Origin of the sequence: Pseudomonas sp. OST1909 (assembly GCF_015277575.1) — a bacterium.
GTDB lineage: Bacteria > Pseudomonadota > Gammaproteobacteria > Pseudomonadales > Pseudomonadaceae > Aquipseudomonas > Aquipseudomonas synxantha_A.
Map to the genome: position 1 here is coordinate 3953923 of NZ_CP063780.1, position 12361 is coordinate 3966283.

Annotated in this window: 13 protein-coding genes and 1 pseudogene; 4 read left to right on the plus strand and 10 right to left on the minus strand. The window is 61.7% G+C overall.

The window, feature by feature from the left end:
* The first annotated feature begins 393 nt into the window (after window positions 1-393).
* Both IH404_RS17020 and IH404_RS17025 read left to right on the plus strand, forming a co-directional pair.
* Window positions 394-645: a DUF3077 domain-containing protein gene (locus IH404_RS17020; protein WP_194438543.1), complete on the plus strand. Its 252-nt coding sequence runs from the start codon at window positions 394-396 to the stop codon at window positions 643-645.
* A 201-nt stretch (window positions 646-846) separates the two neighbouring features.
* On the plus strand, window positions 847-1791 hold the full coding sequence (locus IH404_RS17025) for an aliphatic sulfonate ABC transporter substrate-binding protein (RefSeq protein ID WP_194438544.1): 945 nt from the start codon (window positions 847-849) through the stop codon (window positions 1789-1791).
* A 78-nt stretch (window positions 1792-1869) separates the two neighbouring features.
* Here the strand turns inward: IH404_RS17025 and IH404_RS17030 are convergent, their stop codons facing one another.
* The 3 genes from IH404_RS17030 to IH404_RS17040 form a co-directional block, all read right to left on the minus strand.
* The gene (locus IH404_RS17030; RefSeq protein WP_194438545.1) at window positions 1870-3051 is read right to left on the minus strand and encodes a sugar transporter; all 1182 of its coding nucleotides are present in this window, start codon (window positions 3049-3051) and stop codon (window positions 1870-1872) included.
* A 112-nt stretch (window positions 3052-3163) separates the two neighbouring features.
* Entirely contained in the window at window positions 3164-3526 is a 363-nt protein-coding gene (locus IH404_RS17035; protein WP_005789000.1) for a type 1 fimbrial protein, read from the minus strand.
* Window positions 3527-3612: 86 nt separating this feature from the next.
* Window positions 3613-4611: a bile acid:sodium symporter family protein gene (locus tag IH404_RS17040; protein ID WP_005789002.1), complete on the minus strand. Its 999-nt coding sequence runs from the start codon at window positions 4609-4611 to the stop codon at window positions 3613-3615.
* Between the two features lie 85 nt (window positions 4612-4696).
* Between IH404_RS17040 and IH404_RS17045 the strand changes: the two genes are divergently transcribed.
* The gene (locus IH404_RS17045) at window positions 4697-5485 is read left to right on the plus strand and encodes a helix-turn-helix transcriptional regulator (RefSeq protein WP_194438546.1); all 789 of its coding nucleotides are present in this window, start codon (window positions 4697-4699) and stop codon (window positions 5483-5485) included.
* A gap of 94 nt (window positions 5486-5579) precedes the next feature.
* Entirely contained in the window at window positions 5580-6011 is a 432-nt protein-coding gene (locus IH404_RS17050) for a hypothetical protein (RefSeq protein WP_194438547.1), read from the plus strand.
* Window positions 6012-6040: 29 nt separating this feature from the next.
* Here the strand turns inward: IH404_RS17050 and IH404_RS17055 are convergent, their stop codons facing one another.
* The 7 genes and pseudogenes from IH404_RS17055 to IH404_RS17085 form a co-directional block, all read right to left on the minus strand.
* Window positions 6041-7159 (minus strand): carboxylate-amine ligase, encoded by a 1119-nt coding sequence (locus IH404_RS17055; protein ID WP_194438549.1) that lies wholly within the window; start codon window positions 7157-7159, stop codon window positions 6041-6043.
* Between the two features lie 6 nt (window positions 7160-7165).
* On the minus strand, window positions 7166-8110 hold the full coding sequence (locus tag IH404_RS17060; RefSeq protein ID WP_005789011.1) for a class I SAM-dependent methyltransferase: 945 nt from the start codon (window positions 8108-8110) through the stop codon (window positions 7166-7168).
* 11 nt (window positions 8111-8121) lie between these two features.
* Entirely contained in the window at window positions 8122-9501 is a 1380-nt protein-coding gene (locus IH404_RS17065; protein WP_194438551.1) for an iron-containing redox enzyme family protein, read from the minus strand.
* A gap of 186 nt (window positions 9502-9687) precedes the next feature.
* Window positions 9688-9948, minus strand: a pseudogene (locus tag IH404_RS17070) (type II toxin-antitoxin system RelE/ParE family toxin); the annotation flags it as partial.
* 15 nt (window positions 9949-9963) lie between these two features.
* Window positions 9964-10158, minus strand: coding sequence for a stability determinant (locus IH404_RS17075; RefSeq protein WP_194438553.1), 195 nt, complete (start codon window positions 10156-10158; stop codon window positions 9964-9966).
* 148 nt (window positions 10159-10306) lie between these two features.
* Window positions 10307-12049 (minus strand): ABC transporter substrate-binding protein, encoded by a 1743-nt coding sequence (locus IH404_RS17080; RefSeq protein WP_003192009.1) that lies wholly within the window; start codon window positions 12047-12049, stop codon window positions 10307-10309.
* 32 nt (window positions 12050-12081) lie between these two features.
* A complete protein-coding gene (locus tag IH404_RS17085; RefSeq protein WP_005789020.1) occupies window positions 12082-12354 on the minus strand; it encodes a DUF2160 domain-containing protein in 273 nt (90 codons plus the stop codon).
* Between the last annotated feature and the right edge of the window lie 7 nt (window positions 12355-12361).

Consider the following 12361-nt stretch of genomic DNA (forward strand, 5'->3'; position numbering starts at 1 on the left):
TGCGGTGATGATCGCCCAAGTCACATCTGTGGTAGGGGGCTTGCTCCCTCCCAAATTTTGGCCTGTGTCGCCTGTTTGACATGCATTGTTAAAGGCCAGCAATCCATATCCCTTTAATTTGCAGGACGTTTCCTAGACAATCCTTCGGCCTTGCGCCTGCTCAATCCACTGGCTAGCCTTCGCTTCGTCGCTGCATATCAGCGATCGGGTGTGGAAACCCGGGAATGAGTAGGCGTCATGATCGTATGCAAACGCTCAATGGCGGCTGTGCGCGGGCAGACTTCGGTCTGACTGGGTCCTACTCCCCGGTTTCCACCCCGCGTATGGCTGCCACCCAATCTGCCGTGTGGAAACGGCACCGGATGGCGCCCCAACTGAGTAGGAGCTATATCCATGAGCAAAATCGTCCCCGACCCACCCTACCCCGTTTTTGTCGTCCACGAAGACCTGAGCTTCGAAGACGCAATCGCCAGCATTTCCTCGCTGCTACGCTGCGCCACCACCACAGCAACCGAAACCGCCGAGGGCCTCAAAGGCACCCAACGCGACATGGCCTGCTCCACCTCCCACTTGATCGACATGGCCCGCACTCTCGCCGACCGCGCACTGGATTGCCTGCAACCCACACCCCCCAACACCCCATAACTTTTGTGGGAGGGGGCTTGCTCCCTCCCACATTGGCCTGTGTCGCCTCAACGAATGATTGCTCATGGCCCGATCTGGCAGATGTACATTCAGTCAACGGACACTGCCTCAAGTGTCCTTAAGCTCAGATCGAAAGAGTATTTATCAAGCGGTTTTCAGAACCTTATGCTTCGGCTCATTTCGTTGAATATCGAGCCGCTCATGACCCTCCGCCGCCCGCTTGCCGCTGTATTAGGATTGCTGGTTTTCTCCATCGCCGTGAGTGCCGACGCCCAGGAGACCCTGCGTATCGGCTATCAGAAATCCTCAACCCTGATCACCCTGCTGAAAACCCGGGGCACCCTGGAAAAAGCCCTCAACGCCAACCACATCGACGTCAGCTGGCATGAGTTTCCCAGCGGCCTGCCATTGCTCGAAGCATTGAACGTTGGCAACGTGGATATCAGCGCCGACGTCGCCGACACGGTGCCGATCTTCGCCCAGGCAGCCGAGGCCCAGCTCACCTACTTTGCCCAGGAAGCGCCCTCACCTGCGGCCCAGGCCATCGTGGTGCGCAAGGACTCGCCGATCCAGCAATTGGCGGACCTCAAAGGCAAGAAAATCGCGGTGACCAAGGCCGCCGGCGCCCACTATTTACTCATCGCCGCGCTGAACAAGGCCGGCCTGGCGTTCACCGATATCCAGCCGGCGTACCTCTCGCCAGCTGACGGTCGCGCCGCCTTCGAAAACAACAAGGTGGATGCCTGGGTCACCTGGGAGCCCTTCCTCACCAGCGTGCAGCGGCAACTGCCGACCCGCACCCTAGCGGACGGTGCCGGGCTTGCCAGCTACAAGCGTTATTACCTGACCGGCACGCCTTACGCCAAGGCCCATCCTGAAGTGCTGAGGGTGGTGTTTGCAGAGCTGGAAAAAACCGGCCAATGGGTGAAAGCGCATCCGCAGGAGGCGGCAACAGTGCTCGGGCCGTTATGGGGTAACCTGGACGCTGCGACGGTGGAAGCCGCTAACGCGCACCGCAGCTATCAGGTGCAGCCGGTGACGCTGGAACAGTTGGGTGAGCAGCAGCAAATTGCCGATGCGTTCTTCAAGGCTGGCCTGCTGCCCAAGGCGGTGGATGCCAGGGCGGTGCAGACCTGGCAACCCTAGGTAAACAAGGCGTGCGGGTGGTCTGATGCCGACCCCCTCCCACATTTAGTCTGTGGTCACCCGCTGGATACTGGTCGATCAGCTCGGCACACCCTGCCCAAACCGCCGAATCGCCAGGCAATATCCCACCAACGCCAGCGTCGCCAGCAACCCGCCCGCCGCGCCGATCCAGGCGAAGCCGAAGTGGCTGCCGACCCAACTGCCCATCAACGCGCCACCGCCGATGCCGATGTTGTAGATACCGGAGAACATCGCCATGGCCACGTCGGTGGCGTCCGGTGCAAGCACCAGCACTTTGGACTGCATGGCCAGGCCAAAGCCCATGATCGCCATGCCCCAGAAAATGCTCAACACCACCAGGTAGGATTCAGCGCCGCTCAACGGCAGCATCAGCGCCAGACACGCGGCGAGGATAAACACTGCGCCGATCACGAACAGGTGCGGGTTGAAGCGGTGCACCAGGCTGAACAACAACGAGCCGATAATGCCGGCCCCCCCGAACACCAAGAGGATCAACGTCACCGCACTGCCCCCCAGCCCGGCGACGCCTTCGACGAAGGGCTCGATATAGCTGTAGGCGGTAAATTGCGCGGTGACGGTCATCGCGGTCAGCACGTAGAGCGCCACCAGTGCCGGGCGCTTGAACAGCAGCGGCAGGCTACGCAGGGAGCCGGAGTTCTGGCTCGGCAACAGCGGCAAGGTGCGCGCCAGCCAGAACACCAGGGCCGCGGCGAACGCGGCGATCACCAGGAAGGTAGTGCGCCAGCCCATGGCCTCGCCGAGCAGGCGCCCCAAGGGAATGCCGAGCACCATCGCCAGGGACGTGCCCGTGGCCAACAGGCCAAGGGCCTGCACCTGCTTGCCTTCGGGCGCCAATCTTACGGCCAGCGAGGCGGTGATCGACCAGAACAGCGCGTGGGCCAAGGCAATGCCGACACGACTGACCATCAGCAGGCCGAAGCTGGTGGCGACGCTAGAGAGAATATGGCTGGCGATAAACAGGCCGAACAGTACGATCAGCAGCTTGCGCCGTTCGACGTTGCGGGTCAGCAGCATCACCGGCAGCGAGGTCAGGGACACGATCCACGCATAGATGGTGAGCATCAGACCGACGCTGGCCACGGGCATGTCGAAGCTGGCGCCAATGGCGCTGAGCAGCCCCACAGGGACGAATTCGGTGGTATTGAACACAAACGCGGCCAGCGCCAGGGCGATGACCGGTTGCCAATTGGCTTGGGGGGTTGCGGCTGAAAGGCTCATTGACGGGCGGGGTACTCTGGCGATGATCAAGCGGCCACCCAGGACAAGCGCCGCCGCCGAGCATTCTATAGGTTTCTCGCGCGGCTGTTGATGCGGATCGTCGCCCGATGGCTTATGGCGACGTCATGGTAATGATGTAGTTGCCGGACTCAATGGGCTTGCCGGCGGTGTCTACCAGCAGATAGCGCTGGTCGTAATAGCGCCCCTCGCCGCTGTCTGCCACCAGCTGCACATGGGCCGCGTTGACGCTGGCCACCGGCGCCACATGGCGCACCTCGAAGCGGCTGCCGCGACTCACTCTGGCACAGCCGCGCAGTTCCATCACCGACCCGCTGCGCGCATTTGTCGCACACCCCGGCTCGACGATGGCGCCAGTGAACCTGATGGTGCCCTGCCCGACTGTCTGCGCCGCGCCGCAGGTGCTTGCCCACAGGCAAAGAAGGCCTGTCACTACCGCAAATCGACGAACGTTCATGCCGAGACTCCTTCTTGGGTTAGTAAGAAGTTAGTCGTCGGCGCAGCGGTTAACTTGAGCTTATTTGTCTGGGAATGAGAGGTGCATCACGGATCCACCTGCCCCATCAACTCGGGGATGCTTTCCGGGCGCTGGGCATATCGCTGAGCCAGCGCCGCGCACACCATCAGTTGGATCTGGTGAAACAGCATCAACGGTAAAATCAGCACGCCCATGCTCGCCCCGGCGAACAGCACCTGCGCCATCGGCACGCCGGTCGCCAGGCTTTTCTTGGAGCCGCAGAACAGGATGGTGATGCGGTCTTCCTGGCTGAAACCGAATGCCTTACCCAACAACGCGGACGCTACCAGCACCAACGCGAGCAATACGCAGCAGGCAACTACCAGACCGCCCAGTTGCCACAGCGGGATCTGATGCCAGATGCCCTCATTGACCGCTTCGCTGAATGCGCCGTAGACCACCAGCAGGATCGAGCCCTGGTCGACAAATTTCAGCCAGGCTTTGTTGCGCCCGACCCAGTCGCCGATCCAGCGGCGGGCGATTTGCCCGGCAATGAATGGCAGCAGCAACTGCACGCTGATCTTCAGGATCGCGTCGACGGTGGAGCCGCCATCGCCGTGTACGTTCAGCAGCAGCGCCACCAGCAGCGGGGTCAGGAAGATACCGAACAGGCTGGAAGCCGCCGCACTGCAAATCGCCGCCGGGATATTGCCGCGGGCCAGGGACGTGAAGGCAATCGCCGATTGCACAGTGGCCGGCAACGCGCACAGATAGAGCATGCCCATGTACAGCTCGGTGCCGATCAGCGGCGACAGCACCGGCTTGAGCGCCAGGCCCAGCAGCGGAAACAGCACAAAGGTCAGGCTGAACACCAGCAGGTGCAGGCGCCAGTGACCTGCACCGGCAACGATGGCCTGGCGCGACAGCTTGGCGCCGTGCAGGAAAAACAGCAACGCGATGGCCAGGTTGGTCACCCAGCCGAACGCCACGGCGGTCTGGCCGCTGGCCGGTAGCAGGGAGGCAAGGATCACCGTGGCGATCAGGGTCAGGGTGAAGTTGTCGGGCAGAAAGCGCGGGCGGGTCATAAGCAGATCTTCCAGGGGTTGCCAAGAGCGTCCCGGCGACTCTAACGTAACGATCCTTTACCGACTAACGCCAATGAGCCAGTAAATGCCGCCAAAAGGACATGAAAAAACCGTGCGCCGCAGTGTGCCCGGGCTTTCCAGCCTGCCACGGCCGGTGTATGGGCGTACCGAGTCCTTGCCCAACCGGGCGCTGACAAGACGGCACAGCCACCCGTGGGTGCAGTTGTCCTACGCGATTTCCGGGGTGCTGGAGATCCACACCAGCGTCGGCCGTTTCGTCGCGCCCCCGCAGCGCGCCGTCTGGATTCCGGCAGGCATGCCCCATCGGGTGTTCAGTTCGCCCCATACCGAAATGCGCAGCTTGTACCTCGATTGCAGCGTCACTGCCTGGGCGGCCGAACGGTGTCAGGTGCTGGAGGTGAGCAGTTTGTTGCGCGAGTTGATCCGTAATTTCAGCCAGGTGCCGGTGGAATATACCGAGGACGGGCCGGACGGACGCCTGGCTCAGGTACTACTCGATCAGCTCGCCGCCGCGCCACAGGTGGATTTGATGTTGCCACTGCCTCACGACCCACGGCTGCGACAGATCTACCGCAGCCTCAACCTGCATCCCGAGCAGCAGACGACGTTGGGCGAGTGGAGCCGCAAGCTGGAGGTGAGTGAAAAGACCCTGAGTCGGGTGTTCCTGAGTGACACCGGCCTGACGTTTCGCGCATGGCGCCAGCGCCTGCGACTGCTGAGCGCCCTGCCCGCCCTGGAACAAGGCGAGCGGGTGACGGATGTGGCATTGGGGTGTGGCTATGAATCGACCTCAGCGTTTATCAATGCGTTTCGTCAGCAGTTCGATTCCACCCCCGGTGAATTCTTCCGCTAACCCTCCCTCACGACGCAAATAATCCCCAAACTCACGCTCGGCTGGTATTGTGCCGCGCTTTGAAACACAGCAACCGACTGCGAGGAAATGGACGTTGAACACTGACGAAAAAATGACCGGGGACCTGTTCGAGGTCGATAAGCGCCTGTCACTCAAGCCCGTGGTGGACTTCAACGCCTACCTGCGCAGCGCGTTCGGCGATGGCCCCTGCACGTGCGTGCGTTGCGCTGCCAGTGGCGGTGACGAAAGCGGCTATGAGTTCCAGCACGCCTTCACTTTCGACGCCAAGCCAGTGCATCGCCGTTTCGCTTCGACGGCGGGCAGCGATGTGTTGATGGCGTTGAAAAAGGCATGGCTGTCGTACACCAAGGCCGAGTTGGCGCTCAGTGGCGTGCTAGTGCTGGACACGGTCAAGGAGTTTGTCGAGCCGCAGTTGCACAAGCGCCTGGCGCCGTTGTTCGTGGCCAGTGGCTTGGTCCAGGATGTGGACGGCGAGTTGCGTATTCAGCCGCAAGCCATGGCCTGACACATCAAAATGCGCCGGTGCGCAGCCCATCAATGGTCGCCGCGACTCTGGGCGAGCAAATGGTCGACCACACTGCCCAGGCTGCCCACCTCATCGGCACCGTCGGCACGGGCCTGGGCGTACCAACGCAACTGTTCGGTGGCACTGTTGCCGCGCCGCAGCAGCGCTTGCAGCGTATCGAACAGCCGTGGTTCGCCCATGGCCTCTGCGGTGGCACCGAACGTCTGGCGCGCGCAGTGCAACCATTGTTCGGCGCTGCCCATCGCGCCGGTGTCGTCAAACGCAAAGTGGCCGCCCGCGCCGTAGCGTTTGGCCTGCCAGCGATTTTCCTTGAGCAGCCAGCGCGTTTGCGCACTGAACCCGGCGCCGGGCCGCTCCAGGCCGCAGGCATGGGTGACCATGACGCGAAACAGCGTGGCCAGGGCCAAAGCATCCGCCAACCGCGGGCAGGCGTCGGTCATGCGCAGTTCGAGGGTGGGGTAACGCGCCGCCGGGCGGATGCCCCACCAGCCGTTGCCGTCGGCCTTGATTGCCCCCATGCGATGCAGCAACGCGAGGTAGCGCAGGTATTCGTTCCAATCGGCGAAATGTTCCGGCACGCCCATGCGCGGCCATTCATCACAAGCGGCCTGGCGGTAGCTCATAAAGCCGCTGGGCGCGCCATCCCACAATGGCGAGGAGCAACTGAGCAGCAACAGCAGCGGCAGCCACGGTGAAACCTGGTTCATCACGGCGATGCGGTCATGGGTGTGCGGCACCTGCACGTGCACATGCAGCCCGCACAACACGCTGCGCCGTGCTACATACTGAATATCGTCGAACAACTGCTGGAAATGGGCTTGGTCAGTAGGTCGCTGTTCGCGCCAGTCGGCCAATGGATGGCTCCCCGCACACACCACGCCGAGGCCAAATTCACCCAGGCGCTGCGCCAGATTGCGGCGCACTGTCGCCAGGTAATCCGCGGCTTCAGCGCTGGCACTGAATACCGGTGACGCGACCTCGATCTGGCCCTGGAACATTTCATACGCAAAGCCCGCGCCGATCGCCTCGCGACAGGCCGCCAGCACCGCCGCCGAAGGCTCGCCGAGCATCCGGCGGGTGTGCAGATCAGTGATGAAGTATTCCTCTTCGATGCCGAAAGTGAGCATCGAGGGTCAACGCAGTCGGGTAACGGTGAGCGCAACCACCGCGATGCGCTCCACACGTTCATAGCCAGGTTTTTCCAGCTCCTCGCCGAAGACATCAGGATCCAGTTCGCGGTAGGTCCAGCCGTAGACATCACTGCCCAGCAACGGCTTGACCGCGTCAAGGAAAGGATCGCCACCGGCCACCATCGCCACTCCGGTATACAGCAACAGGCTGCCGCCCAGGGCCAGGCGTGCGAGGGACTCGCTGACGATGCGCACCGACAACTGCTCCCCCAACGCCCCGCCACCATGGCGATAGGCACGCTGGCGGTCATCGTTCATGTACGGCGGGTTGGCGACGATCAGGTCGAATTGCCCTTCGACGCTGGCCAGCACGTCACTGTGGTACACGCTGACATTATTCAACCCGGCCAGCTCGGCGTTCACGGCGGTCAGGCGCAGGGCACGCGGGTTGATGTCCACCGCCAGCACCTGGGTGTCATGCCAGGCCCGGGCAACCACCAAGGCACCGACACCGGCGCCACAGCCGATGTCCACCGCACGCTTGAGCGGTTCGAAACGCTGCTGCAAATGGGCTTCGATGACCTGGGCAAAACGGTAGCTGTCGGGGCCGAAGAACACCGCGTCCGCTTGCACCGTGGGATACGGCGAATGGGCGAACAGCAGATCGTCGAGGCTCGACCAACGCACCGTGCTGCGCCATAAGGCATCGTGCTTTTCGATCACATCGGCTTGCTGCAACTCTTCGCGAAACGCCTCGGGCAACAGGTCGTGGTCGAACGGCATCGACCAGCCGAATACGTCGCGCAACGTCATCGCCAGCGGCGTCGCCAAACGCCGGTAGACGCGCTCATGGGTCAAGGGCGTCGGCGTAATGAAGCGGTAACCGCTTTCCTTCAACCCCCGGCCCAGGTTCAGCAAGGCGCGATCAGCGAGTTGTTGGGCAGACATAGGCACATTCCTTAGCGCAAACGCGCACGCAGTTGGATAAAGCGGCGGGTGGCGTACAAGCCTGCGGGGCTGCTGTGGCGCCGCGCCGACATCCATGGGATCAGCGCATTGAGCTGTTGCTCGTCGGGCAGATTCCACAGTGAATCGGCCAGGGCCTGGGTGTCAGGGTCCGCCGGGCATTGCTGCTCGCGGGCAAGTCGACTGCCGCGCCCCGGTCGAACCGGCGGAACGCGCTGGCCGCTGGCCCAGTCACCGGCGATCCAGTCATGCAGCAGCTGTTTTTCCGCCGCGCTGAATACCCCGAACATCGCCGCGCCGGCCCCCTCGATCAACTGCCAGAAACGGCTGTCGGCGGGGTCCTGGTTGCGCTTGATCCAGCCCTTGTCCTGCAAGGCGGTGAGGAAATCGCCGATCTGCCCCGGCTTGGCCAGCCATTGGTTGACGGTCTGGCCTTCGAAGCGGCAGTAGTCCGAGTGCATGTGCTGGCCGAAGGTGCGTTTGCGCTCAAGCATCGCAATCACTTCGTCGTGCAGGTTGAACTGCTGGATGACAGCCGTGGTACCCGGGCCAAGATCGTTGAGGCGATACCCAGCGGCGACGCGGCGGTAGAACGCTGCCCTGCCCTCGCCCAGCGGCAGCAACCCCAACACCGATTGCGCGGCCTTGCTGGCGTGGCCGCTGCTGGCGTTGTCGATGGTCACGTGGAGGGTGAAGTAATAGGGGTCGATGCCCAGTTCGCTGAGTTCGTAAGCGGTGATCAGCAGGTGCAGCGGCAACTGTTCGTAGCCCAGGTTGTAGCCGATGACTTCCGGCAGGAATTGGTCGGCGCACAGGCCCAGGGCCAGTTGCAGCGCACCTTGGAGGTAGTGCTCATCCTCAAGGCCGGCGTCGCTGTCGGCATCGTGGTCGTTGAGCAACTTGCGATAGATCACCACGTGGTTCTGCGCGGCTTCACCGTCGCCCAATTCTTCCAGATAGGTAGTGAGCAAGCCGTCGAAGCGCTGGTCTTGCCAATAGCGCAGCAGGCCATAGAGCCAGGCGCCATCCACCTGTTTGGTCGGCGCCACTCGCTGCAGGACATACAACGCGTGGGCTTTGTTGTGAAAATAGCGCCGTGGCCGGCCTTGCTGGCGCTGCTCAAGGTAGTCGGCATAGGCCTGGGCCACAACGGCGCAGCGCTGTTCGACCCAGGCCGTCAGGTGTTCGGGCGACTCAGGCAAGTCGCAGTCGGTTTCCTCTACCTGGGCCAATTGATCCTGCAGGTAGTCATGCGCCAGTTCGGCGGCGTCTGGCGTTTCGCCGTACAGCTGTCGATACACCCGTTGATGATGGCCCTGGACCGAGTCGGTGAGAGAGGCCGGCTGGCCCGACAGCGCTGTAAGGAGTGTCATGATGGCAGTTTCCGCAAAGTCCGTTACAACGGGCCTCCCACAAGGTGGCCCCGCAAGAGCGCTCAACTTCACGCGCCTCTAGAATGCAGAGCGTCGGGGCGTGCGGAAAATTCAAATGAGGTTATGAAGGGGGGGATAAGCGGTCGCAGTAAAGGCGCTCGCTGATGAAATACGAAGGCGGGAGGCTCAGGGATATTCTTGCCTGGCGTGCAATACGTTGACTATTTCGATCCGCTCGGCAGTCACTCTATACACCAGCACATAATTGGGATGTACAACCACCTCACGAGTACCTGGCACCCGGCCGCACGGATATAGACAGGGGTGCTCAGCCAGTGGTAGAGGCGCGCCTTCCAGGCGGGTCTTGATGCGTCGTGCAGCGCCGGGGCTTTCTGCTGCGATAAAAGTCACGATATCAATCAGGTCGCCGATGGCTTCGTCAAGCCAAACAAACGGCCAACATCAAGCCTTGGCCCGCTGCTCAAGCTCTGCTTGCAGAATAATCGCCTCAACTCGTGCCATGACCTCGTCATGAGGTACACCGAGGCCGGGGTTGGCCAAGCTTTTTTCGACTTTTTTACGAAACCAGAGATCATGACTACTCGCCTGCTCTTCGGTTTCAAACTCGGAAACAATTGGGGAAAGTTGAACACCCATCAGATAACCTCCTGTATGAATGCTCAGCAGTTTAGTCGCAACCTGGCGGGCTGTCTCGAACCACCGGATGAAATGCAGGGCGTCGCACTTCAAGCTTCAAACAAAACGGCACGTAAACGTGCCGTTGCGTCGTACTCACTCAGCGCTGTTACTTGCGCGCCGCCTCCCACTGTTTGAGCAGATCGTTGTAGTTCACGGTTTCACCCTTGGGCTTCTCGTTGGCCAGTTTCGGCTTCGGCGCGCCCGGCTGGTCGAACCAGTATTGCGCGTCACGCTCGGGGTTCATTTTCGGGCCGCACACCGGTTGCACCTTGGAGCGTTCCAGGCGCGTCATGATCGCGTCCTGCTCCTTGGCCAGATTGTCCAGCGCCTGTTGCGGGGTTTTCTCGCCGCTGGCGGCGGCGGCGATGTTGCTCCACCACAGTTGCGCCAGGCGTGGGTAGTCCGGCACGTTGGTGCCGGTCGGCGACCATTCGGTGCGGGCCGGGCTGCGGTAGAACTCCACCAGGCCGCCGAGTTTGGGCGCCATGTCGGTCATGGCCTGGGAGTTGATATCCGACTCACGAATCGGCGTCAGACCGACGATGGTTTTCTTCAGCGACACGGTTTTCGAGGTCACGAACTGCGCGTAGAGCCAGGCCGCGAGTTTCTGCTTCTCGGGGGTGGACTTGAGGAAGGTCCAGGAGCCTACGTCCTGATAGCCCTTTTTCATGCCCTTTTCCCAGTAAGGCCCGACCGGTGACGGCGCCATGCGCCATTTCGGCGTGCCGTCGGCATTCACCACCGGCAGGCCCGGCTTGACCATGTCGGCGGTAAACGCGGTGTACCAGAAGATCTGCTGGGCGATGTTGCCCTGGGACGGCACCGGGCCGGATTCGGAGAAGGTCATGCCCGCCGCTTCCGGCGGCGCGTAGGCTTTCATCCAATCCACATATTTTTGTGTGGCGAACACCGCCGCCGGGCCGTTGGTGTCGCCGCCGCGGGTCACGCTGGAACCCACCGGGTGGCAGTCCTCCACACGAATGCCCCACTCGTCCACCGGCAAGCCGTTGGGCAAGCCCTTGTCACCGCCGCCGGCCATGGAGAACCACGCATCGGTAAAGCGCCAGCCCAGGGACGGGTCTTTCTTGCCGTAGTCCATGTGCCCGTAGATGCGCTTGCCGTCGATTTCCTTGACGTCTTCGCTGAAGAATTTGGCGATGTCTTCATAGGCCGACCAGTTCACCGGTACGCCGAGGTCGTAGCCGTATTTTTCCTTGAACTTGGCTTTCAGCTCCGGGCGTTCGAACCAGTCGGCGCGGAACCAGTAGAGGTTGGCGAACTGCTGGTCGGGCAATTGGTAGATCTTGCCGTCCGGTGCGGTGGTGAAGGACAGGCCGATAAAGTCCTTGAGGTCCAGGGTTGGCGAGGTGAAGTCCTTGCCTTCGTTGGCCATCAGGTCGGTGATGGATTCGGTCTTGCCATAGCGAAAGTGCGTACCGATCAAGTCGGAATCGTTGACCCAGCCATCATAGATATTCTTGTCGGACTGCATCTGGGTTTGCAGCTTCTCCACCACGTCGCCTTCCTGCAGCAGGTCGTGGGTCAGCTTGATGCCGGTGATTTCACTGAACGCCTTGGCCAGTACCTTGGATTCGTACTCGTGGGTGGTGAGGGTTTCCGACACCACGTTGATCTTCATCCCACGGAAGGGCTCCGACGCCTTGATAAACCACTTCAACTCCTCAAGCTGTTGGGCTTCGGTGAGGGTCGAGGGTTTGAACTCGCTGCCGATCCATTTTTTCGCGGCATCTTCATAAGCATCGGCCCAGGCCGAAGCGCTCAAACCGCTGAGGGCCAGTACGGCGGCCAATGAAATGCTATGTCGCAGCTTATTGTTTTTATTCAACATAGAGACCTCCTGGTTGTTTATTCATAAGGGCACTAGCCCCAACGCATCACACTCAACAGCCATACCAGGGAGAGCGCGGACGCCACCCAGATGCTCCAGTCGGTAACGCCGATCACCAGCAAATGCAGGTAGGCGCTGCCGAGAAGTCCGATAAACAAGCGATCACCACGAGTGGTACTGATCGGTAGAAAACCGCGCCGGGCGATGCTCGGCGAGCGCAGTTCCCAGGTGGTCATGCCCGCCAGGATCAGCGCGATGCCGCCAAAGAACAGCGCAGTGGGGGTGGTCCAGGCCATCCATTCCATCATCGAT

Excerpts from the sequence above, each read along its gene's own strand:
- IH404_RS17020 (WP_194438543.1), top strand. The coding sequence starts at position 394 with ATGAGCAAAATCGTCCCCGACCCACCCTACCCCGTTTTTGTCGTCCAC.
- IH404_RS17025 (WP_194438544.1), top strand. The coding sequence starts at position 847 with ATGACCCTCCGCCGCCCGCTTGCCGCTGTATTAGGATTGCTGGTTTTC.
- IH404_RS17030 (WP_194438545.1), bottom strand. The coding sequence starts at position 3,051 with ATGAGCCTTTCAGCCGCAACCCCCCAAGCCAATTGGCAACCGGTCATC.
- IH404_RS17035 (WP_005789000.1), bottom strand. The coding sequence starts at position 3,526 with ATGAACGTTCGTCGATTTGCGGTAGTGACAGGCCTTCTTTGCCTGTGG.
- IH404_RS17040 (WP_005789002.1), bottom strand. The coding sequence starts at position 4,611 with ATGACCCGCCCGCGCTTTCTGCCCGACAACTTCACCCTGACCCTGATC.
- IH404_RS17045 (WP_194438546.1), top strand. The coding sequence starts at position 4,697 with ATGCCGCCAAAAGGACATGAAAAAACCGTGCGCCGCAGTGTGCCCGGG.
- IH404_RS17055 (WP_194438549.1), bottom strand. The coding sequence starts at position 7,159 with ATGCTCACTTTCGGCATCGAAGAGGAATACTTCATCACTGATCTGCAC.
- IH404_RS17060 (WP_005789011.1), bottom strand. The coding sequence starts at position 8,110 with ATGTCTGCCCAACAACTCGCTGATCGCGCCTTGCTGAACCTGGGCCGG.
- IH404_RS17065 (WP_194438551.1), bottom strand. The coding sequence starts at position 9,501 with ATGACACTCCTTACAGCGCTGTCGGGCCAGCCGGCCTCTCTCACCGAC.
- IH404_RS17075 (WP_194438553.1), bottom strand. The coding sequence starts at position 10,158 with ATGGGTGTTCAACTTTCCCCAATTGTTTCCGAGTTTGAAACCGAAGAG.
- IH404_RS17080 (WP_003192009.1), bottom strand. The coding sequence starts at position 12,049 with ATGTTGAATAAAAACAATAAGCTGCGACATAGCATTTCATTGGCCGCC.
- IH404_RS17085 (WP_005789020.1), bottom strand. The coding sequence starts at position 12,354 with ATGGAATGGATGGCCTGGACCACCCCCACTGCGCTGTTCTTTGGCGGC.